General features: G+C 66.6%; 19 protein-coding genes. 10 read left to right on the top strand and 9 right to left on the bottom strand.

Annotation, left to right across the window (positions count from 1 at the left end):
- Nucleotides 1-2: 2 nt before the first annotated feature.
- The 9 genes from IEX13_RS03010 (at nucleotide 3) to IEX13_RS02970 (ending at nucleotide 12,713) form a co-directional block, all read left to right on the top strand.
- On the top strand, nucleotides 3-563 hold the full coding sequence (locus IEX13_RS03010; RefSeq protein ID WP_188661153.1) for a hypothetical protein: 561 nt from the start codon (nucleotides 3-5) through the stop codon (nucleotides 561-563).
- An 86-nt stretch (nucleotides 564-649) separates the two neighbouring features.
- Nucleotides 650-880, top strand: coding sequence for a hypothetical protein (locus IEX13_RS14195; RefSeq protein ID WP_229668433.1), 231 nt, complete (start codon nucleotides 650-652; stop codon nucleotides 878-880).
- A 769-nt stretch (nucleotides 881-1,649) separates the two neighbouring features.
- Complete coding sequence (locus IEX13_RS03000; RefSeq protein ID WP_188661151.1) at nucleotides 1,650-2,159, top strand: hypothetical protein; 510 nt, start codon at nucleotides 1,650-1,652, stop codon at nucleotides 2,157-2,159.
- Nucleotides 2,156-2,629: a hypothetical protein gene (locus IEX13_RS02995; RefSeq protein ID WP_188661147.1), complete on the top strand. Its 474-nt coding sequence runs from the start codon at nucleotides 2,156-2,158 to the stop codon at nucleotides 2,627-2,629. The genes IEX13_RS03000 and IEX13_RS02995 overlap by 4 nt, the downstream gene beginning before the upstream one ends.
- Nucleotides 2,630-3,363: 734 nt before the next feature.
- Nucleotides 3,364-5,364, top strand: coding sequence for a head maturation protease, ClpP-related (locus tag IEX13_RS02990; RefSeq protein ID WP_188661145.1), 2,001 nt, complete (start codon nucleotides 3,364-3,366; stop codon nucleotides 5,362-5,364).
- A 155-nt stretch (nucleotides 5,365-5,519) separates the two neighbouring features.
- Nucleotides 5,520-8,810 (top strand): phage tail length tape measure family protein, encoded by a 3,291-nt coding sequence (locus IEX13_RS02985; RefSeq protein ID WP_188661142.1) that lies wholly within the window; start codon nucleotides 5,520-5,522, stop codon nucleotides 8,808-8,810.
- Between the two features lie 211 nt (nucleotides 8,811-9,021).
- The gene (locus IEX13_RS02980; RefSeq protein ID WP_188661139.1) at nucleotides 9,022-9,516 is read left to right on the top strand and encodes a hypothetical protein; all 495 of its coding nucleotides are present in this window, start codon (nucleotides 9,022-9,024) and stop codon (nucleotides 9,514-9,516) included.
- Between the two features lie 66 nt (nucleotides 9,517-9,582).
- A complete protein-coding gene (locus tag IEX13_RS02975) occupies nucleotides 9,583-10,692 on the top strand; it encodes a hypothetical protein (protein WP_229668432.1) in 1,110 nt (369 codons plus the stop codon).
- 32 nt (nucleotides 10,693-10,724) lie between these two features.
- Nucleotides 10,725-12,713 (top strand): BCCT family transporter, encoded by a 1,989-nt coding sequence (locus IEX13_RS02970; protein WP_188661136.1) that lies wholly within the window; start codon nucleotides 10,725-10,727, stop codon nucleotides 12,711-12,713.
- Here the strand turns inward: IEX13_RS02970 and IEX13_RS02965 are convergent, their stop codons facing one another.
- The 9 genes from IEX13_RS02965 to putP form a co-directional block, all read right to left on the bottom strand.
- Nucleotides 12,714-13,571, bottom strand: coding sequence for a PA4780 family RIO1-like protein kinase (locus IEX13_RS02965; RefSeq protein WP_188661133.1), 858 nt, complete (start codon nucleotides 13,569-13,571; stop codon nucleotides 12,714-12,716). It lies immediately after the preceding gene.
- 25 nt (nucleotides 13,572-13,596) lie between these two features.
- Nucleotides 13,597-14,892 (bottom strand): adenylosuccinate synthase, encoded by a 1,296-nt coding sequence (locus IEX13_RS02960; protein ID WP_188661130.1) that lies wholly within the window; start codon nucleotides 14,890-14,892, stop codon nucleotides 13,597-13,599.
- Between the two features lie 165 nt (nucleotides 14,893-15,057).
- Complete coding sequence (locus tag IEX13_RS02955; protein WP_188661128.1) at nucleotides 15,058-15,243, bottom strand: DUF2065 family protein; 186 nt, start codon at nucleotides 15,241-15,243, stop codon at nucleotides 15,058-15,060.
- Between the two features lie 3 nt (nucleotides 15,244-15,246).
- Nucleotides 15,247-16,119: a protease modulator HflC gene (gene hflC / locus IEX13_RS02950; protein ID WP_188661125.1), complete on the bottom strand. Its 873-nt coding sequence runs from the start codon at nucleotides 16,117-16,119 to the stop codon at nucleotides 15,247-15,249.
- Between the two features lies 1 nt (nucleotide 16,120).
- Nucleotides 16,121-17,224, bottom strand: coding sequence for an FtsH protease activity modulator HflK (hflK, locus tag IEX13_RS02945; protein WP_425489073.1), 1,104 nt, complete (start codon nucleotides 17,222-17,224; stop codon nucleotides 16,121-16,123).
- 14 nt (nucleotides 17,225-17,238) lie between these two features.
- Nucleotides 17,239-18,555, bottom strand: coding sequence for a ribosome rescue GTPase HflX (gene hflX, locus IEX13_RS02940; RefSeq protein WP_188661118.1), 1,317 nt, complete (start codon nucleotides 18,553-18,555; stop codon nucleotides 17,239-17,241).
- 15 nt (nucleotides 18,556-18,570) lie between these two features.
- A complete protein-coding gene (gene hfq, locus IEX13_RS02935) occupies nucleotides 18,571-18,846 on the bottom strand; it encodes an RNA chaperone Hfq (protein ID WP_188661117.1) in 276 nt (91 codons plus the stop codon).
- Nucleotides 18,847-18,937: 91 nt separating this feature from the next.
- A complete protein-coding gene (gene miaA / locus IEX13_RS02930; RefSeq protein ID WP_188661114.1) occupies nucleotides 18,938-19,885 on the bottom strand; it encodes a tRNA (adenosine(37)-N6)-dimethylallyltransferase MiaA in 948 nt (315 codons plus the stop codon).
- A 3-nt stretch (nucleotides 19,886-19,888) separates the two neighbouring features.
- Complete coding sequence (gene putP, locus IEX13_RS02925) at nucleotides 19,889-21,376, bottom strand: sodium/proline symporter PutP (RefSeq protein WP_188661111.1); 1,488 nt, start codon at nucleotides 21,374-21,376, stop codon at nucleotides 19,889-19,891.
- A gap of 103 nt (nucleotides 21,377-21,479) precedes the next feature.
- Between putP and IEX13_RS02920 the strand changes: the two genes are divergently transcribed.
- Nucleotides 21,480-22,580 carry an alkane 1-monooxygenase gene (locus tag IEX13_RS02920; protein ID WP_229668431.1) on the top strand — a complete coding sequence of 367 codons (1,101 nt, stop codon included), beginning with the start codon at nucleotides 21,480-21,482 and terminating at the stop codon, nucleotides 22,578-22,580.
- Nucleotides 22,581-22,584: the final 4 nt, after the last annotated feature.

Genomic DNA, 22,584 nt, shown 5'->3' with positions numbered 1-22,584 from the left:
CCGTGGCTCGAAAGCTGAAGGCGAGTGACGATGCCGCAGAGCAGGGGGAGGGACTGGTCCGCATGGGAAAGGCCAGGATCAATTTCCTGGCCGACCTCGAGGCCCGATTCGATGCTGCCGCCAAGGCAGGACCAAGCGCCTCTGAGAGCTGCAGGGCTATCGCGTTCGAGGCAGTTGCACTCTGCCTAGCGGCCGGCATCCCGCCGCCGGCGTGGGCTGCGGACAGCTTCGTGGAGAGTGCCGAGGACTACTTCACGCTCAAAGCCGACACGCTAGATCACGCCTTCCGAACCAGACTTCGCAGGCAACGCGAGGCGAAGCGAAAGCTTCTGGATGCCTATGGGGCTTTCTTCGAGGTTCAAGAGTTGGAGCGCGCGGGCATCAAGCGCTACGGCGTCAAGGGCGAGGAGTCCGGGCTAGAGATCGTGGCGAAGCGGCGACGAGTCAGCGTAAAAACGCTCGAGGCGAACTTTACACGCCTGCGAAGAGCCTTTGAGAATGGCGACGCGGCCACGATTCAAATGCTCCGACTCTTCACCATCTTTAAGACCCCTAGAGAATAGGGCGAAAAATAGGGAGACAGGCCGGGAGTTGCCACCTAGATTCCATTCCAGAACCCGCGCGAGTTCGCGCAAGGCTGGAGCGGATGATGAAGGCAGCAGACATTGACGCGCCCGAGGGCGCAGGTGTAGTCCCGACCTACGCGCCGCTAGTACTCGCATGCGCTAAGCACGGCATCGGGAAAACCACCGCTTTCCAACTGGCCAAGGAAGGCAAGCTAAACACGTTCAAGATCGGCAGCCGGACATTCGTCATGCTCGACAGCCTCGCGCAGCTGCCCGTTGCGCTGGCCAAGCAGGCGAACACCGCGCATGGCTGACCAGCGGCAGTTGCCATTGGAGCTGCCGCTGCCTGCACAGGGAACCGTGGTGATCCTCCGCATGGATGATCTGCAACGGCTCTTCCTGGGCGCGCTCCCGTTCGACCTCGCTGGCAACGCACGATCGAGCGCGCCGGCACCGAGGGCAGGCCTGGCGCCTGACGCGGAGCGCGAGCAAGTCGCACGGCCAGGCCGAGACTGCTGGCATGACCAGGTGCGCCAGTGGATTGAAGGCAGGGCAAGCGATCGCTGCTACGAGAGATTCAACCTCGCGGATCGAGGGAAGGACGGCGAACCCCTTGAGTTCAGCATTGCCGACGTGCTTACCTATGCACTGCAGATCGAGCCATCGCGACAAGGTAGGCAAGAAGCTACCCGCGTCGGCTCAATACTGCAGGGTCTTGGGTGGCGCAACTACAGGACCACTCGACGCGGCAAGCGCGTTCGCTTGTACTACCGGCCATCGAGGGGGCCTGGTAGTGATTAGGTCCAACCTCGTCCAACCTCCGTCCAACCTCGGTCCAACCTCAAACGCAGGCGGGGCACGGGCGGTCCAACCTCGTCCAACCTCCGCGCCTCTCGCACACGGGAGTAGCTGCCACTCCAGCCCTTCTGTTCTCTATACATACGGAAACAGGTTGGACAAGGTTGGACGGTTGGACGCGGCCAGTAGTGATGCGGCTCTTAGCGCGTCCAACCTCCGTCCAACCTCCGGACAGGTCGGACGGGCCTTGGATAAGCAGACCAAGGCGAGCCGACTGCAGGGCTCGTGGAACATCTCCGTTCCACGCGGGTCCTCCCGTCAAGACGGCCATTGCGGGCGGAGGTCACGCAATCCACGCGCAGTTCCAGCCTGTCCTTTTTGGTTAATATCAAAGGGTTACAGGTGAAAGGGCGCATTCAACAGGCTGAAATCGGCGCCGGCCCGCAGAATCCGGACCACTCCCAGCGCAGGGAGCCAGGCATCACCCTGAACGCCTACGCCCAGCGCCGCGATGTTTCGCCCCGGCAGGCATCGCACTGGCAGAGCCTCGACCTCCTGGTGTTGGACACCGCCGGCCTGGTGCTGCCGGTCGCCTCTGACTCCCGCGTGGATGACTACCTCAATTTCGGCCGCGAGGCATCCGCCTGCGGCGCGCCGGGTGGCGGCCGGCCGTCTGACCTCGGTCGTGGCGCCAATGCGGAGGCGATCGCCCCGCCTGCGCCCGCTGAGGGCGCGCAGGGCGGCAAGCCGCAGCGCCAACCCGAGTTGTTTAACCCCGATGGAGATACCGCATGAAGCTCGCGACCTACATTCGCGCCGCCAAAGCATGGCTGCGCCAGTTCCGCGTTCACTGGTTCGGCGTCACCTGGAGATTGAACCCTCCGCCTGGCGCCGCCGCGCTTGGCCTCCAGGCACCCTTTCGCTGCTTCGCATACCGCGACCATCGCGGAATCTGGATCGGTCACTGCGTTGACCTGTCCCTGGCGGCGCAGGCGGGCAACATGGCCCAGCTCCAACGCAAGCTCTCGGAACAGATCAGTGGATTCCTGCGCTACGTGGAATTCATCGACGATGAATCGATTCGCGACCAGCTGCTAAGCCGCACTGCGCCCATGGAGACTCGGCTTCGGCATCAACTCACCAGGATCTTCGGCGCGCCGCTCACGATGGGAATGATCGTTACCCTGTCCGCCGGCGGCAGGCCACGCCGATCAAAGTGGCCCGACAGCGACTTGCCGAACGAAGAGCGGGGTCGTTGGTCATGAGATGGCTCACGCTGAGCGAAGCATTTCCGGCTCTGCCTGGGCCCGAATTTTTCGCTGACGAAGAGAAAACCATCTTGACAGCTGACCGGCGAGCGTTCCTGTCTTTCGATTCGGAATCGAACACGGGAATCATTCTTTTCGTTGAGACAGGCCAGTGGCTAATCCGATCGCCGATCGCTTTCGTGGATTTCGCGGTCTACGCGCACGACGCGGGTCTCCTGTTGGCGGAGGGTGAAGAGTCGACCCGATGGGCCCGGGCCTGCGCGTCAAGGCCAGCCGCTGGCGTTAGGCACTAGGGCCGACGCCAGATGCCTGCCAGAGCCGAAGACACGCTTGCCCGGCTCCGTGTTTGCCGGGATGCGAATCGCGGCGTGCCTGCTGACCTGGTGAGCGATACGATCGAGATTATCGAGGCGTTGGTCGAGTCTGAGTCTCTGCGCGCAAGGCGGGACGCACTCATTCGCCGCGCTGCCCTGCTGCTTCCTGCCGATCGACCTTACGCGCAGGCGGCCAGGCTCTTGGAAGAGCAGCGCACCATGAATCGGACCTGGCATCTACTTCGAGGGACGCAACCCTCCCCCACACCCGACACACCTCGCGCCTGCCTGCACGCGGCTGCGCTATACGCCCCGCTACCTCGATCCCAGCGACACTTCTACCGAATCCTGGCGAAGTCGCCCGACTGACAAAAACCGCTATGGCTATGTCAGTACAAGCGACCTGACCATGCGCTCATGGTCACAATCTACCTGTACGAACCGATCGAAAAAGGCGCAGCTGCCGAAGTCATCGAGCAGCTTCGCAACGTCGGCAATCGCGAGCTGTCCGTGCGAATCAACTCCCCGGGCGGGGATGTCGCTGAGGGAATCGCGATCTACAACGCCCTCAAGCCATTCCGCCCCACCGTCTTCATCGACGGTGTCGCCGCGTCTATCGCCAGCTTCATCGCAATGGCGGGCGGCCACATCATTGCGGCGGAGAACGCTCTGGTCATGGTTCACAACCCGTGGACTCAGGTCTGCGGTGACTCGACACAGATTCGCCATGCGGCGGATGCGCTGGACAAGCACCGTGATGCCCTCCTGAGTGGCTATGCCCGAACCGGCATCGCGCGCACTTCTCTCTTGGAACTTCTCGCGTCTGAGACCTGGATGACGGCCGATGACGCGCTCGCCATGGGCTTCGTCGATGAGATCGCCGAACCCTTGCGCTTTGCCGCCCACGCGCCGGAGCACTTCGCCGGCTTTATCAATACACCCAAGGAACTGCTCATGAAAAGGAACACTGCTCGGAAGCCGGTGAAGCCGGCCAGCAACGCAAACTCGAACGACAACGACAATGACGATGGCGCCGGCGGCAACCCGGGCAACGACAACTCCGGCGAACCGAAGAAGGCCGCCGATTTCCAGGCGCTTCGGACTCGGAATGAAGGCATCATTTTCGCGGCCCGTTCTTTCGCCCACGTCGAAGGGGTCCAGGATCTCGCGATGGCCGCACTTTCGGATACGGACGCCAGCCTCGAAGACTTCCAGGCGAAGGTCATGGCGCTCGCGGGAAAAGACATCTCGCCGCTCGCCCAGGTTTTTTCCCTTGATTCCGCCGCGAATCGCGATCTCTCGAACGCCAGGTTCAGTGGCGGCAACCCGGCCGGCAGTGACTTCGTGCTCGCCGTCAGCGACGCGATGCTGATCCGCGCCGGGATTGCCGTCGAGAAGCCGCACGCCGGCGCTCGTGACGTCATGGGCATGGGCCTGCAGGAAGTGATGCGAAACTGCGTGGCACGCTCGGGCGGCCAGGGCAACTGGGCTGGCGGCGACTCGCGCCGGTCTTTCGTTCGCGCTGCTCTCAGCACCTCCGATTTCCCGGCCATCCTCGAGAACTCGCTCGGCAAGGCGCTTCGCACGGGCTATGAGGCCGAGCCGGCGACCTTTGAGGCATGGACTCGCAAGGTCCTGGTACCCGACTTCAAGGAACAGTCCCGCGTCATCCTGGGTTCGGCGCCGTCGCTCAAGAAGGTGCTGGAAGGTGCCGAGTACGAATACGGCCCGATGGATGAGGACAAGTCGCTGCCCTACAAGGTCGACAAGTTCGGCCGGATGGTGCAGCTGACCTGGGAAACGTTGGTCAACGATGACCTGGGCGCGTTCGTTCGAATCGTCCAGGCCATGGGCCAGGCCTCGCTTCGTGCAGAAGCGGACCTGATCTATCAGACCTTCGCGGCCAACGCCGGCGCCGGTCCGACCATGCAAGATGGCGTCACCCTGTTCCACGCGGATCACGGCAATCTCGCCGCCAGTTCCGTCGCCCTGGACGCCGGCGCGCTTGGCGCAGCCCGACTGCTGCTCCGCAGGCAGACTGCTCTGGGCGGCGGCATGATGAACCTGACGCCCCGTTTCCTGATCGTGGCGCCCGAGCATGAGCAGACCGCAGAGATCCTGCTCGCCGCCGCGGGTCGGGCCATGTCGCAGGGTGAGAGCAATACGCTCACGCCGGCCTGGATGGCAAAGCTCGAGCTGGTGGTCGAGGCCCGTCTCACCGAAGACGCCTTCTACCTGGCCACCTCGCCCGACAACGTGGACACGCTGGAGCGCGCCTGGCTGGAGCAGGACGATGGTCCGAACATCCAGGAGGCCGACTCTTTCGCGGTCGATGCCAAGACCTACAAGATCCGCCATGTCTTCGGCTCCCGCTGGCTCGACTGGCGCGGCGTGGTCAAGGGCCCGATCAGCGGCTAAGAATCCGCGCAGCGTCCTACCCGGGGACTTCCGGTTTCAGGTAGGACGCTGCGCGATTGGTGGGCTGCCACCCGGACAAGCCGGGAGTGTCCGCAACAACCCCGGCAGGACGGGCGCACTCATGGGGGCGTGACCGTCCAACACTGGAGAACCGGATGAGCAACCGCGACTTCACCATTGAAATGCGCATGCGCGCTGAGTTCGCCTCGGCGCAAAAGGGCCTGAAGGGGATCGAAGGCAACCTGGAGAAGATCCAGGGAGCCGCCGCTGCCGCCAGCGCCGAGCTTTCCAAGGTCGGCACCAGCGCCGAATCGCCTTCCGGCAAGGCGTACGCGCAGGCCAGTCGCCTCACTCAAGAGGCTGTTAAGGCAGAGATCGGCCTTATCAGCGAACTGCAGACGCGCCTCGCTGCCGGCGCTCGATCGTTCGATGACCTGGCCGACACCGAAGCCCGCCTGGACGCCGCCATGTCTCGCGGGCTCATTACGGCCGAAGAGTACGATGATGCCCTGCTGCAGCTGGACAAAACGCACAAGCAACTGGAGAACAGCACCGATCGCCAGCAGAAGGCGCTCGATGGAACCGTTGCGCGCTACGATCGCGCCGGTGCGCAACTGGCAAAGCTTCAACAGGACGAGGCGCGACTAAAGCGCGCAGTTGACGAAGGCCGCATCAGCCGCGAGCAATACAACAAGGCGATGGCGGGCATCTCGTCGCAGCGACGTGCCGTCCAGAGTATCAACAGCCAGGCGACTGCGGTTCGGGCACTCAATCTCCAAACTGCGGGGGCCCAGCGAAACCTCACTCAGCTGCTGACCTACACCGCAACTGGCGATTGGAGCATGGCAGGCCGCCAGCTAATCCAGCTTGGCAACGGTGCAGGGCTGGCCAGGATCGCCCTGACGGGCGTGGGCGCAGCTGCAGGCGCCGCCGCGGCTGGCATCGGCGTCGTGACGATCGCAGCCGTCAAAGGCTACTTGGAGATGCGCGCCTACGAACGTGCCTTGATTGCTACGGGCGGCGCGGCAGGCAAGACCGCCGGCGAGCTGGTCGATCTGGCGCAGAGCATCGGCACCGACGACGGCCAGTTCGCGGAGGCTCAAGAGGCACTGAAGGGACTGGTTTCGTCGGGTCAGATCGCCGGCGATTCGCTGGCCGCTGCCACGGCAGCGGCTGTGAATCTGTCCACCTTGACCGGCAAGAGCATCGAAGACACCACGCGGGACATCATCAGGCTTTCCAAGGAACCCACTTCGTTCCTGGTGGAGATGAACAAGCAGTACCGCTTCCTTACTCGCGAGGTCTACGAGCAAGTGCGGGCGCTGGAGGCCGAGGGAAAGCAAGCCGAAGCAACCCAAGTGGCCTACGAGTTCCTGGAATCTGCATCGGCGCAACGTGTTCGCGAGATGCGCGAGCAAGCAGGAACGCTGGAGAAAGCGTGGCACGACGTCAGCACGGCTGTCACCGGTGCGTTTGGCCAATTCAAAACTCTCATGGCCAGCGTTGGTCGCGCCGACCCGAGCGCGCAGATTCGGCTCATTGAATCCGAGCTAGCCGCAAGGAACAGCCGGACCATAAACGCGCTGGGCGCCATCCCGGGCGTCGGCCAGCTGGCGAACACCTTTCGAGACAAGCGCCCGACGCGAGAGCTGCTGGAACAGCTCAAGATCCTGTATGCGCAAAAGCAGGCAGTCGAAGAGCGCGCCATCGCAGAGGGGAAGGCGGCCGCGGCCCAGGAAGCCTCAGTTTCAGCTGCAGCGGCCATCGATGCCCGCATCCTCGCGGCGGACAAAGAACTTCAGAAGCGCCAGGAGATTCTGAAGCTCGAAAAGGAATACGCAGCTCTGGCTGCAGACGATCCCCGGCGATCGGACGGATCTATGGAAACGGCTCGGGCGGCGATCGAGGCGCGCTTCGCAGTCCGTGAAAAGGCGGTCAAGGAAGCCAAGGACCTCGAAGAGGCCGGCAAGCGGGAGCTGGACAATCTATGGGAGCGGATTTCGCTGCTGGGTCTGGTTGACGAAGCCACCGGCAAAGTGTCCGAGACGGCCCGGATCTACTACGAGGTCACTGAGGGCGGATACAAGGCCTACAGCGAGGGCACGAAGCAGGCCCTGCTTGACGCGGCACAGTTGCTCGACAGTGAGCGCGCCAAGATCGAGATGGCGAAGGAGTTCGTTGCTGCGCAGTTGGAGATTGCCGCACTGCAGGGACGGGCCGGCGACGCCGAGTTCGAAGCTGCAAAGAAGCGCCTGCTGCAGCTCAAGCAGGAAGCCGAAAACCTTGGTCGGACTGAGCAGGCGTCGAGCTTCAGCCAGTTGCTGGGGCTGAAGCAAGCGGAGAGGGACCTTCGCCAGCTTGAGGCCACCTGGCAGCAGGTGATGGGCGAGATCCAGCGCCGGCAGCAGGCCATCCAGGTGCAGCAGCAGTCGGGGCTACTGACCGAGGCCGGCGCCCAGCGCGCCATCGTTGACCTGTACCGTGAGCAGTCTGTAGTCCTCGACGCGCTGCTTCCGAAGATGGAAGCCGCGGCGATCGCGCTGGGAAATCCGGAGGCCGTGGCCAACGTGCAGCGCATGCGCCTTGAGCTGGAGTCTATGGCTGCGGCCACTGATCTACTCAGCACCACCATTGCCAACACCTTCGAGAGTTCGTTCTCGAATTCGCTGGTGAGCCTGGTCACGGCGACGAACAGCCTGCGGGAGGCGGCGGAGCAGTTCTTCCTCTCGATGGCCCGAGGCATGGCCGAGTTCATCGCCCAGGAATGGTCGCAGCAACTGGCAGGCAAGCTGCAGGGCTTCCTTGGCAGCCTGGGTGGCGGTGGAGAGGAATCGCAGGGGCAGGCTGCCGCTGCGACAGCCGCTGCGGCTTCCGCGCTGCAGATCGCTGCAGGAACACTGAGCACCGGCGCCACGGCGCTAACGGCGCCTGCCGCGCAGCTCGGCATTTCAGCCGGCGCCATGACGCCGGGTGCAGCTGCAATTTCACGAGCAGCCGCGCAGCTCCTGTTCGCTGCGCAAGCGATGGCCACCGCCAACGCCGCTGGGTCTGCTGGCGGAGGTGGATTCGCAGGGGGTGGCTTCACCGGACCTGGTGGCAAGTACCAGGTCGCCGGCACGGTCCACCGCGGCGAATACGTGATGCCTCAGGAGACGGTCGCAAAGTACGGCCTCGGCTACCTGCAGAAGATCCATGCCGGCGAGATGCCCGTCGAGAAGTTCGCTCGCGTGCCACCGCCCGCCCAGGTGCGCTCACCCCAGTTCAGTTTCGCAGATGGCGGGCTGGCCACCGGCGGCGGCATGCCGGGCGTCACGTTGCGCAACTACACCCTCTTCGACATCGATGACCTGGTTCAGCGCCTGGCTGCGGCGCCGGCCTTCGAGAAGGTTGTGGTGAACAAGGTACTGGACAACAGCGGGACGGTGCGGCAAGGATTGCAGGACTAGGCGCACCACCGTCCCCAGCGCAGGGTAAATGGTGGTGTAAATGCCGCGCTTGGTTGGCCGCAAGCCAGCAGCGGCGCGGGGTCCAGGCTCTGGTTCGAGTCCTCTCCTGGGCACCAGATCAAGAACAAGACAAAAGGCCCGCTTCGGCGGGCCTTTTGTTTTTCCGGCGCGGCTGGCTAGTATCGGGGTTTGCCGCCAGGAAGCCCCGAACGTGCCCCATTTGCCCCGCATCGCCCTCCTGCTTGTCTGTTTCCTGTCCGCACCGGCGCTGGCCAAGCAGGCCGACCAGCCCCGCCTGGCCCTGGAAGCCGGCACCAGCGCGTCGGAGCTTGCCGAACAACGCGCCCTGATCGAGGCGGCGGTCAAGACCGAGGCCTATCGGGAAATGGGCCGAACCCAGCGCACTGAACTTCGCGAAGACCTCGACGCCATCCAGGCCGGCATGCCCGCGCAAGGAACGCTCGGGCAGGCAGCGCCGGGCGACCAGGCCAGGCTGGCCGCGCTGGGCGACGACGTGAACGAGTTGCTCGACCGGGCCTATGCGGACAGCCGCGTCACCTGTTCGCGCCAGCAGCAGATCGGCAGCTCCTTCTCGCGCAAGGTCTGCACCACGGCGGCACAGCGGCGTCGCGCCCAGACCGGCGTAAGCGAGATGGCCCGCGGCGGCCGTTCCTCGCCTGAAGTGGGCCCAGCCCCGTCGAATTGACGCCAGCGCCGCGTCCTCCCGCCGGCGCGGGTGGACTTGCCCGCGCGTGGCTCGTAATGTCCGGGCATGGCGACCCGGCCCTTCCTCCAAGGCTGCCTGGTGGCCCTTGGCCTGGTTCCCGGCCTTGGGTGTGCACCCGCGTGGGCCGACGAGGCGCGTGAAGACCCCAGCCTCGACCTCGGTGGCGCCGTGCGCTTCAACGTCGGCTGGCGAGACTACGGCGACCCGGCCGGCAACGGCGACATCGACCTGGAGCTGCTGCGCGTGGACGCCAAAGGCTCGCGCGGGCCGCTGTTCTTTTCCCTGCAGTACCGCTGGTACGACGGCTTCGATGCCGTGCACCACGCCTGGGCCGGCTGGCGCCTCGATGCGGACCGCGACCTGAAGCTGGGCATCCAGCAGGTCCCCTTTGGCCTGCTGCCCTATGCCTCGCACAGTTTCTGGTTCGGCTCGGGCTACTACCTGGGCCTGGAGGACGACTACGACACCGGCCTGGTCTACCGCCACGGCGCGGGTGGGCACAGCTTCCACGCCGGTCTTTTCCTGGGCGACGAATACGGCGACGCCGCGCGCTTCGACCGCTACTCCTTCGACCTGGCCGACGACGGCAACCTGCGTTACCGCGAGCGCGAACGACTCAACCTGCGCTGGGCCAGGCAGTTCGAAGGCAGGGAAACAAGCACGGAGTTCGGCGCCTCGGCTTTCAGCGGCCGGGTGCAGGACCAGGCCAGCGGACGTCGCCACGGCCATCACGGCGCCGCGGTGCACCTGCAGCACCAGCGCGGCGCCTGGACCTGGCAGGGACAGTGGGCCTGGTACCACTACGACGTGCCCGGCGGCCGGGTCGCGCTTTCGGCCTTCCTTTTCCCGTTCGAGATCGCCGCCGAAGCGCACGTGCTGAGCGCGAACGTCGCCTGGGCATTGCCGCGCAGCGGCTGGTTCGACGGCATCACCTGCTACAACAACCTCAGCAGCACCCGGGGCGTGGGCGCCGCCAGCGGCGACTCGTGGCAGAACGTCGCCGGCTGCAGTTTCGCCAAGGGCAAGTCCTTCTCCTACGTGGACCTGATCAGCGGCCGCAACATGTGGTTCATCGGCGGCCCCGGCATCGGGCTCGACCCCGGCGACGACGCCTGGCGTACCCGGCTGAACATCAATATCGGCTTCTATTTCTGAGCCGCCGCGCCACCCACCCAGGAGACGCCCGCATGCACAAGGACACGACGGACCCGGTACCGCGCCGACGCATCGTGATGAACCCGCCGGTGTTCATCACCTCGGGCGCCATCGTGGTGCTGTTCGTGGCCCTGGCGGCCCTATGGCCGGAGGCCGCGGAGAAGCAGTTCGCCGCCATCCAGGCCTGGGTGATCGCCCAGGCCGGCTGGTTCTACGTGCTGGCGGTGGCGGGTTTCCTGGTGTTCGTCGTGGGCGTGGCGATGTCGGGGTATGGCCGCATCCGCCTGGGACCCGACCACAGCCGGCCCGACTACAGCTACCGGTCCTGGTTCGCGATGCTGTTTTCGGCCGGCATGGGCATCGGCCTGATGTTCTTCGGCGTCGCCGAACCGGTGATGCACTTCAGCAGCCCGCCCGTGGGCGAGCCCGGCACCGCCGAGGCCGCGCGGCAGGCGATGCGCATCACCCTGTTCCACTGGGGCGTGCACGCGTGGGCGATCTACGCGGTGGTGGGACTGTCGCTGGCCTACTTCGCTTTCCGGCACGGCCTGCCGCTGACGATCCGCTCGGCGCTGTACCCGCTGATCGGCGACCGCATCCACGGCATCGCCGGGCATACGGTCGACACCTTCGCCGTGTTCGGCACCATCTTCGGCGTGGCGACCTCGCTGGGTTTCGGCGTCATGCAGGTCAATGCCGGCCTCAACCACCTCTTCGGCGTGCCGGTGGGCATCGGCGTGCAGATGCTGCTGATCGCCGTCATCACCGGGCTGGCCACCATCTCGGTGGGCCTGGGCCTGGACGGCGGCATCCGCCGGGTATCGGAGCTGAACATGGCGCTGGCGGTGATCCTGCTGGTGTTCGTGCTGGTGGCGGGACCGACGGTCTTCCTGCTGCAGACGCTGGTGCAAAACACCGGCATGTACATTTCCAACCTGTTTTCGATGACTTTCAACCTCTACGCCTACGAACCCAGCGGCTGGATCGGCGGCTGGACGCTGTTCTACTGGGGCTGGTGGATCGCCTGGTCGCCGTTCGTGGGCATGTTCATCGCCCGCGTGTCGCGCGGCCGCACGATCCGGGAGTTCGTGGTGGGCGTGCTGCTGGTGCCGCTGGGCTTCACGTTCATGTGGATGACCTTCTTCGGCGACACCGCCATCCACATGATCCTGATGCAGGGCATCACCAGCCTGGCCGACGCCGTGGCGGCGGACACCACGGTGGCCCTGTTCGAATTCTTCAGCCACCTGCCGCTGTCGTCGATCACGTCCCTGCTGGCGACGCTGCTGGTGATCACATTCTTCGTGACGTCCTCGGATTCGGGGGCGCTGGTGGTGGACATGCTGACCACCGGCGGCAACGAGGAATCACCGACCTGGCAGCGCATCTTCTGGTCGGTGCTGATGGGCGTGGTGGCGGCAGTGCTGCTGCTGGCCGGCGGCCTGAGCGCGCTGCAGACCGCGTCCATCGCCAGCGCCCTGCCCTTCACCGTGGTGATGGTCCTGGTCTGCTGGGGGCTGCTGCGCGCCCTGCGCACCGACGCCGCCAAGCGCAGCAGCCTGCAGTTCGCCCGCACTACCCAGGCCACCGGCGACGGCGTTGGCTGGCAGCAGCGCATCCGCACCCTGGTGCACCAGCCAAGCCGGGCCGAGGTCGGGCTGTTCCTGGACCAGGTGGCGCGCCCGGCACTGCGCGAAGTCGCGGACGAACTGCGCGGTCGCGGCGTCGAAGCCGAGGTGCTGGACGGCGAGGATGGCCGGCTCACGCTCAAGGTGATCCACGGCCAGGAACTGGACTTCCACTACGTGGTGCGGCCCCGCCCCTACGAACCACCGAGCTTCGTGCTTGGCGACACCCGGGCGAAACGGGCCGCGACCCTGCGCTACTACCGCGCCGAGGTGCACCTGAGCGAAGGTGGGCAGGACTACGACGTGATGGGCTGGTCAAGCGGCGCGCTGATCAACGACGTGCTCGACCAGTACGAACGCCACCTGCACTTCCTGAGCGGCCAGCGCGCCTAGTCAGTCGTCCTGCGCCGCCGCTTCCCTGCCCTGCTGCCGGATCACGGCTTCCTGGCGGGCGTCCTCGATCGACATCAGCACGGCGTCAATGTCGGCATCGTGCTCACTGAAGGTGAACGCCCCGGTGAGTTCGGTCTCCGGGCCCAGGTCGCCCTTTTCGAACAGCGCCCACATCTCTTCGCCGTAGTGCAGGTTCACGAGATCGGGGGCGAACCGGGCCAGGGCGGTACGCAGGCGGTTCACGTCGCGCAGCAGCATGGTCCGCGCATTGTTGTTGCCGGCGGCGCTGACCGCCTGGGGCAGGTCGATGATGACCGGGCCCTGGGGATCCACCAGCACGTTGTATTCGGACAGGTCGCCATGGATGACGCCGACGCAGAGCATGCGCACGACCTGGCGCACCAGGAACCGGAAGTATTCGCGCGCCTGTTCGGCATCAAGCTCGACCTCTCCCAGGCGCGGGGCGCTATGGCCCTCGCTGTCGGCGATCAGCTCCATCATCAGCACGCCGTTGAAATAGCCCAGGGGCCGTGGCACGCGCACATTCGCCACCGACAGCTGGTAGAGCACATCCACTTCGGTGTTCTTCCAGGCGGACTCCAGTTCCTTCTTGCCGAACTTGCTGCCCTTGTCCATGGCACGCGCCTGGCGGCTGCCACGGACCTTGCGCCCTTCCTGGTATAACGAGCGTGCCTGGAAGCTGCGCTGCCCCAGATCCTTGTAGACCTTCGCGCACAGGATCTCGTCGCCCCTACGGACGACGAAAACAGAGGCTTCCTTGCCGCTCTTGAGCTGGCGCAGCACGGCGTGAACCACGCCGTCGTCAACCAGGGCCTGCAGCCCGGCGGGAGTCTTCATTGGACAGCTCCGCCGGTCGGCCGGGTCAGGAGGCGTAGGGGTCCTGCAGCACGATCGTGGACTCGCGGCCCGGGCCGGTGCTGACGATGGCCAGCGGGCAGCCGGCCAGTTCCTCGAGCGCGCGCAGGTAGGCGCGGGCCGCCGGCGGCAGCTTGTCCCAGTCGGTGACGCCGGCGGTGGACTCGTCCCAGCCCGGGAACTCCAGGTACACCGGCGTGCACTCGTCCCAGCCGGCGGCATCGAGCGGCGCGTATTCGGTGCGCTTGCCGCGGTATTCGTAGGCGATGCAGATCTTGAGCTTTTCCATCCCGTCCAGGATGTCGAGCTTGGTGATGCACAGGCCGGTGATGCCGTTGATGGCAACAGCGCGCTTGAGCGCGACGATGTCCATCCAGCCGCAGCGGCGCGGGCGGCCGGTGGTGGCGCCGTACTCCTGGCCGCGGTCGCGGATGCCCTGCCCGACCTCGTCGTGCAGCTCGGTCGGGAACGGGCCGCCGCCGACACGGGTGGCGTAGGCCTTGGCGATGCCCAGCACGTAGTCGATGGCATCGGCGCCGACGCCGGTGCCGGCCATGGCGCCGCCGACGGTGGTGTTGGACGAGGTGACGTAGGGATAGGTGCCGTGGTCGATGTCGAGCAGGGAGCCCTGCGCGCCTTCGAACATCACCCGCTTACCCTGCTTGCGCAGCTCGTGCAGGATGCCGGCGACGTCGGCCTTCATCGGGTCGACGTACTTGCCGAATTCCAGGGCTTCGTCGAGGGTCTTCTGGAAGTCCACCGCTTCGACGCCCAGGTATTTGGTGAGCACGAAGTTGTGGTAATCCATGGTCTCGCGCAGCTTGTCGGCGAGTTCCTTGGGGTAATTGAGGTCGGCGACGCGGATGCCGCGGCGCGCCACCTTGTCTTCGTAGGCCGGGCCGATGCCGCGGCCGGTGGTGCCGATGGCCTTGCCGCCGGCGGCCTTCTCGCGCGCCTGGTCCAGGGCGATGTGGTACGGCATGATCAGCGGCGTCGCCGGGCTGATCTTCAGGCGCGAACGCACTTCGACGCCGTTCTCCTCAAGCTGGGCGATTTCCTTCTGCAGGGCCGCGGGGCTAAGCACCACGCCGTTGCCGATCAGGCACAGCGCGCCTTCGCGCAGGATGCCCGAGGGGATCAGGTGCAGCACGGTCTTCTTGCCCTTGATCACCAGGGTGTGGCCGGCGTTGTGGCCGCCCTGGAAGCGCACGACCGCGCCGATTTCCTCGGTGAGCAGGTCGACGATCTTGCCCTTGCCCTCGTCGCCCCACTGGGCACCCAACACCACGACCGACTGACCCATGACCTGCACTCCGAATAAGGATTGGCGACGGGGCGACGGTATCGGGCCGCTTGCCAGGGCCCAGACACGGAAAAAGCCGGAGGTCGCCCCGGCTTTGGGAAATTATCCGCGATTTGTTGGGCCGGGGCTAGCCCGGCCTGGCCGGGGCCCTGGCCGGGCCGGGATTCAGGCCCGGACCCACTGCAGGGCCAGCAGGCCCAGCCCGATCATCACGGCCCCGGCGATGCGCAGGGGCCCGTCGCCCATTTCCATCAGCTGGGCCACGGCCCGCTTCCAGGCCCCCGGGGCCGCGAACAGCAGCAGCCCCTCCAGCACCAGGACCAGGCACAGCGCCGCCCAGAGGTCAGGCATGGCTCAGCGCCCGCTGTTTTCCATGTAGCGCAGGAACTCGGAGTCCGGGTCGAGCACCAGCACCGTCTGGCCGTCGGCCATGGCGTTGCGGTACAGCTCGAGGCTGCGATAGAAGGCGTAGAACTCCGGGTCGCCGCCATAGGCCGCCGCGGCGATCTCGGCGGCGCGGGCATCGCCTTCACCGCGCAGCTTCTGGGCGTCGCGCTCGGCTTCGGCCACGGTGACCACGCGCTGGCGGTCTGCTTCCGAGCGGATGGTTTCGCTCAGCTCCACGCCTTCGGCGCGCAGCTGGTTGGCCACCTGGGTGCGCTCGGTGCGCATTCGGCTGTAGACGGTGGTCAGGATGTTGCTGTCGTCGGGCAGGTTGATGCGCTTGATGCGCACGTCCACCACCTCAACGCCCAGCGAACGGGCGCTTTCGTTGACCTTCTTGAGGAAGGCGCCCGAAAGTTCGGCGCGGCCGGCCGACACCACTTCCTGCAGCGTGCGCTGGTTGATCTCGTTGCGCAGGGCGTTCTTGACGATCGGGGTCAGGCGCTGGCGCGCGGCCTCTTCGCTGCCGCCGCTGGCGGCGCGGTAGTAGGTGGCCACGTCCTGGATGCGCCACTTGACGAAGAAGTCGACGCTGACGTCCTTCTTCTCGGACGTGAGGTAACGTTCGGGCTGGTCGTCGAGCGAGAGGATGCGCTGGTCGAACTTGCGCACCTCTTCCACCAGCGGCCACTTGAAGTGCAGGCCGGGCTGGATGTCGGCGCGCACCACGCGGCCGAGGTTGAGAACGATGGCCGTCTGGCTTTCGTTGACGACATAAACCGAACCCATGGCCGCCAGCAGCGCGGCGATGACGACGAAGATGATCACGGCGAAACGGTTCATGTCAGCGGCCTCCCTGGCGGCGGGTGTCGCGGGTTTCGGGCTCCGGCTCGGACGCCGCCTGGGTCGCCGGCAGGCGCAGCACCGGGGCTTCGGTCGGGATGCGGGTGCGGTTGGTTTCGCCCCCCAGCGGCAGGTACAGGATGTTGTCCTCGCCGGCGATCACCTTCGGGTTGGCCGAAAGCACTTCCTGCATGGTTTCCAGGTACAGGCGCTTGCGGGTGACTTCCGGCGCCTTGCGGTACTCGTCCACCAGCAGCGTGAAGCGTTCGGCGTCACCCTCGGCGCGCGCGATGGCCTGGGCGCGGTAACCCTCGGCCTCGGTGCGCATGCGCGCCGCGACGCCGCGGGCTTCCGGCACCACCTTGCTGGCGTAGGCGCGGGCTTCGTTCTGGATGCGGTCCTTGTCCTCGCGGGCGGCGATGGCGTCGTCGAAGGCCTGCTTCACCTCCTCCGGCGGGCGCGCGTCCTGCAGGTTGAAATTGATGACGGTCAGGCCGGTCTGGTAGAAGTCCAGCGACTCCTGCAGGCGCTCCTGCGCCGCGATCACCAGCTGGGCGCGGTCGAACAGCACCGTGTCCATGGTGTTGCGGCCGACCACTTCGCGCACGGCGCTTTCGGCCGAATCCTTGAGCGTCTGCTCGGGATTGACCGAGCCGAACAGGAAGGTGCGCGGGTCGGTACGACTGAACTGCACGTTGAACTTGATGTCGATCAGGTTCTCGTCCTGGGTGAGCACGCGCACCTGGTCGGTGATCTCCACGACCTCGGTCGCCGGCACCACGTAGACCGACTCGATCGGCCAGGGCCACTTGAAGTTCGGGCCCGGCATCATGATGCGATTGAATTCGCCGAAGCGCAGCACGACGCCGCGCTGGCGTTCGTCCATCAGCTTGAAGCTGTTGAACACCAGCCAGATGCCGAACAGGCCGATGATCCAGGGCACCGGGTTGAAGCCGCCCGACGAATTCGATCCGCGGCCGCGGTTGCCACCGCCGCCGCCACCGAACATGCCCTTGAGGCGGTTCACGAAGGCTTCGACCTCGTTGCCGGGGTCCTTGCCTTTCCAGGGATCTTGGTTGCCTTTTCCAGGCTGGTTCCAGGCCATTGCTTGCTCACGCATCAGTTGGTCTCGGGATTGTAGGTAGGGGCGGCGGGGGCCACAAGCAAGAGGGCGGACAACAAATCGCCTCCGGGCTCGGCCGCCAGGCGTTCGGCGACGGCACGCGGCAGGTCGAGTTCGAGCCGCCAGCCGGCTTCGTCGCTTGACTCGGCCTTCACGGCGCCGACCTCGTGAAGACGGGCACGCAGGCGGCCCTGGGCGGGACCCAGGGCCAGTTCGCCGGCCACGCGGCGGTCCAGGAAGCGGTCGGTCAGCAGGTCGCGCAGGCCGTCGAGACCGTCACCGGTTTTGGCCGACAGCCAGACCCGTTCACGGCCTTCGACTTCCGGATCACGCCGGGGCACGGCGCCTTGAATGCGGTCAATCTTGTTGAAAACCAGCACCTGGGGGATGTCGCCGGCGCCGATTTCGGCCAGCACCGCGTCGACCTGGCCGATGCGTTCGTCGCGCAGTTCGTCGGCGGCGTCCACCACGTGCAGCAGCAGGTCGGCGTCGCGGGCTTCGGAAAGCGTCGAACGAAAGGCGGCGACCAGCTCGTGCGGCAGGTCGCGAACGAAGCCGACCGTGTCCGACAGCACCAGCGGCGCCACGCCCTCGATCCGGCGCGTGGTCGGATCGAGGGTGGCGAACAGGCGGTCGTCGGCGTAAACGCCGGAATTGGTCAGGATGTTGAAGAGCGTGGACTTGCCGGCATTGGTGTAACCGACCAGGGCCACGCGCGGGATGTCGTTGCGCAGGCGTGCCCGGCGCATCTGGGTGCGCTGTACCTCGACCTTGTCCAGGCGCGCGCGCACCGATTCGAGCTTCTTCTGCAGCATGCGCTTGTCGAGCTCGAGCTGGGTTTCACCGGGGCCGCGCAGGCCGATGGCGCCGCCGCGCTGGCGTTCGAGATGGGTCCAGCCGCGCACCAGGCGCGTGGCCCAGTGCTTGAGCTGGGCCAGTTCGACCTGCAGCTTGCCTTCATGGCTGGCCGCGCGCTGGGCGAAGATGTCCAGGATCAGGCCGGTGCGGTCGACGACGCGGCGCTTGAGCACGCGCTCGAGGTTGCGCTCCTGGGCCGGCGACAGCAGTTCGTTCACCAGCACCAGGTCGGCCTCGGTGGCTTCGCAGGCGGATTTCACTTCCTCGAGCTTGCCGGTGCCGATGTAATACGCCGGGTTCGGCCGCTCCACGCGCGCAGGCACGGTGCCGACCACGGTGGCGCCGGCCGAGTGGGCCAGCTCGGTGAATTCCTCGAGGCGGGACGGGTCCTGCATGCCCGGCGGGTGCGGCTGCACCAGCAGGGCGCGTTCGCCCTTGCGGGCACGCTCAAACATCAGCGGTCACGTGGGTCAATCGTCCTGGCCCACGTCGTCTTCGTCGCCGTTGCCGGGCGCGACCTGGCCGCCGCCGGGACCGATGCGCACGTTGCGCGCCGGAACGACGGTGGAGATGGCGTGCTTGTAGACCATCTGGCTGACCGTATTGCGCAGCAGCACCACGAACTGGTCGAAACTTTCGATCGTGCCCTGCAGCTTGATGCCGTTGACCAGGTAGATCGAAACCGGGATGCGCTCGCGGCGCAGGGCGTTCAGGAAGGGATCCTGGAGGGATTGGCCTTTGGACATCGGTGGACTCCGTCTTCTTATTGTGGCGCGCCAGCGGGGCGCGATTTGCGGCCAAAGGGTCCGGGGCCGCGAATGCCCGGAAGTCTAGCAGCTACCGCCCGGCCGGGCGGGCCAGGAAGGCCGCCAGGCGCTGGTCCGCGAGGGCCCGTTCAGCCTGTGGATCCACCCACAGGGCCTCCGTGCGCGCGCGCAGCCAGGTGAGCTGTCGCTTGGCCAGTTGCCGGGTGGCGGCGATCGCCTGCTCCCTGAACGTGGGGGCGTCGATGCGCCCTTCAAGGTAGGCCCAAGCCTGCCGGTAGCCTACCGCCCGCATGGACGGCAGGTCCGGGTGCAGGCGCGGATCGGCGCGCAGCCGCCGCACTTCGTCCAGGAAACCCTGCCCCAGCATCTGGTCGAAGCGTTGTTCTATGCGTGCGTGCAGCACGGTGCGGTCCGCGGGCGCCAGCACCAGCCGCAGCACCCGGAACGGGAACCGGCGGCGTTCGCCCGCCTGCTGCCAGTCGCTGATCGGCCGGCCGGTAAGGCGCCAGACCTCCAGGGCGCGGGTGATCCGCTGGCTGTCGCCGGGTTTTATTCGTACACCGGCCGCCGGATCGCTGGCCGCCATCTGCGCATGCAGCGCCGGCCAGCCCTGTTCGGCCGCCTCGGCGATGATGCCGGCGCGGATCCCGGGGTCGGCCTCGGGAAGCTCCGACAGGCCGTGCAACAGCGCGCTGAAATACAGGCCGGTGCCGCCGACCAGCAGCGGCACCCTGCCCCGGTCGGCCAGGGCCTGCATGGGCGGCAGCGCTTCGCGGGCGAAATCGGCGGCCGAAAACACCTCGTGCGGGTCGCGCACGTCCACCAGGTGGTGCGGTGCCCGCGCCAGCGTCGCGGCATCGGGCTTGGCCGAACCGATGTCCAGGCCGCGGTACACCAGCGCCGAATCGACGCTGATCACCTCGGTGTCCAGGCGCTGGCACCAGTCCACCGCCAGCGCCGTCTTGCCCGAGGCCGTGGGCCCCATCAGGGCAACGGCCAGCGGGCGGGTGTCGCGCATCGGTCAGTCCTCGCTGCGCCGCAGTTCGGCGTGCACGGCGTCGAACTGGCCCAGCATCGCCGGCGACGGCGCGCCGCCGAAGCGGCTGACCAGCACGATCGCCAGCGTCGCCAGCGCCACGCCCGGCACCATTTCGTACAGGCCGGTGTCGAGCTGCTTCCAGCCGATCACCACCAGGGCGCCGACGATCATGCCGGCCAGGGCGCCGTTGCGGGTGGTGCCCTTCCAGAACAGCGACAGCACCACCACCGGGCCGAAGGCGGCGCCAAAGCCCGCCCAGGCATAGCTGACCAGCCCCAGTACGCGACTATCGGGATCAGCCGCCAGCCAGATCGCCAGGATCGCCACCGCCAGCACCGACAAACGGCCGACCCAGACCATCTCCCTTTGGCTGGCCTTGGGCCGCAGGAAGCCCTTGTAGAAGTCTTCGCTGACCGCACTCGAGCACACCAGCAGCTGGCTGCTCAGGGTGCTCATCACCGCGGCCAGGATCGCCGACAGCAGGAAGCCGGCCACCCAGGGATTGAACAGCAGCGTCGAGAGCTCGATGAACACGCGCTCGGGATTGCCCGCGACTTCCGCAGAGCGCGCCGGGTTCGCCTCGAACCAGGCGATGCCGAAGAAGCCAATGCCCATGGCACCGGCCAGGCACAGGATCATCCAGGTCATGGCAATGCGCCGCGCGGGCTTGATGGTGCGTATCGATTCCGCCGCCATGAAACGCGCCAGAATATGCGGCTGGCCGACGTAGCCCAGGCCCCAGGCCAGCAGCGACACCACGCCCAGCACGGTGGCACCCTTGAAGAACTGCAGGTTTTCGGGATTGACCTGCTCCACCAGCGCGATGCTGGCCTCGGGACCGCCGAGCTTGAGCACCACCAGGACCGGCGTCAGGATCAGGGCGAAGAACATCAGCGTCGCCTGCACCGCGTCGGTCCAGCTCACGGCCAGGAAGCCGCCCACGAACGTATAGAGAATGGTCACCGCGGCGCCGTACCAGATCGCCTGGCTGTAGGGCACCTCGAAAACCGATTCGAACAGGCGCGCGCCGGCGACCATGCCCGCGGCGCAGTACACCGCGAAGAAGACCAGGATGATCGCCGCCGAGACCGATCGCAGCACCTTGTTGCGGTCCTCGAAGCGGTTCGTGAAGTAGTCCGGCAGGGTCAGCGCGTTCTGGCTGCGCTCGGTGTACAGGCGCAGCGGCGCGGCGATGTAACGCCAGTTGGCCCAGGCGCCGATGACCAGGCCCACGGCGATCCAGGCTTCCGAGAAGCCACCGAGGTAGAAGGCGCCGGGCAGGCCCAGCAGCAGCCAGCCGCTCATGTCCGAGGCGCCGGCCGAAAGCGCAGTGACGAAACTGCCCAGGGAGCGGCCGCCCAGGATGTAGTCGTCGAAATTCTTGGTGGAATACCAGGCCACGAAGCCAATCCCGACCATGCCAAGGAGATAGATGGCAAAGGTGATGTGCAGCGGGGACGTCCAGTCCATGGGGGCTCCTGGGAGTGCGGGTGGCCGCCTAGCTTAACGGCTTCGCCAACGCCCTGCCCCCTTGAAGACCACGCCTTCCGGGGTATGCTGGGGCCCGGTTACCGTGGGTCCGACCGCCGTGCCGAACCGCAAACGCCTCGCCTTCCTGCTGGTCTTCGTGGTGCCCGCGCTGATGCCGCTGGCCGCGTGGCTGGGCGCGCTGACGGGCTGGCCCGGACTGATGGCCTGGTTCCCGCTGTTCTTCCTTTTCGTGTTGCTGCCGCTGGCCGATTACGCACTGGGCCACGACCCCGTGAACGTGCCGCCGGAGCGCGAGCGCGAGCTTTCCCAAAGCCCCTGGTTCCGGGGCCTCACACTCGCCTGCCTGCCGGTGCACCTGGCCGTGCTGGCCTGGTCGGCGCACTGGTTCGTGCACGCCGGCTTCGGTTTCGGCGGCAGCGCCGGCTGGCTGCTGTCGCAAGGCCTGGTCGGCGGCATCCTGGCCATCAACACCGCGCACGAACTGATCCACAAGGACGGCCGGCTCGAGCCCTTCGTCGGCGGCCTGCTGCTGGCCAGCGTCGGCTACCACGGCTTCAAGATCGAACACCTGCGCGGCCACCACGTGCACGTGTCCACGCCCGAGGACGCGTCCAGCGCGCGTTTTGGTCAGTCGCTCTGGCATTTCCTGCCGCGCGCGCTGTGGCGCAATACGCTCAATGCCTGGCGGCTCGAGGCGCGGCGCCTGCGGGGCCTGGGCCTGCGGCCCTTGCACTGGCGCAATGAAATGGTCGGCTGGACGCTGGCCTGGCTGGCGCTCGCGGCCCTGTGCCTGGCCTGGCTCGGGCCCGTGGGCCTGGCGTTTTTCCTGCTGCAGGGCCTGTTCGCGGCGGGCTCGCTGGAAATCATCAACTACATCGAACACTACGGCCTTGAACGCCGGCGTGGCGCCGACGGCCGCTACGAGCGCACCACCCACCTGCACAGCTGGAACTCCGACTACGCACTGTCGAACCTGCTGCTGTTCCAGCTGCAGCGCCATTCCGACCACCACGCCTTCCCCAAGCGCCGATACGCCATCCTCCGCCACCATCCCGACAGCCCGCAGCTGCCCGGCGGCTATGCGGCGATGTTCGTGCTGGCGCTGCTACCGCCGCTTTGGCGGCGCGTGGTCGATCCGCGCGTGCTGGGGTTTCGCGCGGCCCGGGAAGCCAGCGGCGCCTGAGGCC

This window comes from Arenimonas soli, assembly GCF_014643775.1.
In the GTDB taxonomy this organism is placed as follows: Bacteria; Pseudomonadota; Gammaproteobacteria; order Xanthomonadales; family Xanthomonadaceae; genus Arenimonas; species Arenimonas soli.
This window is presented reverse-complemented; position numbering and strand designations above follow the sequence as displayed.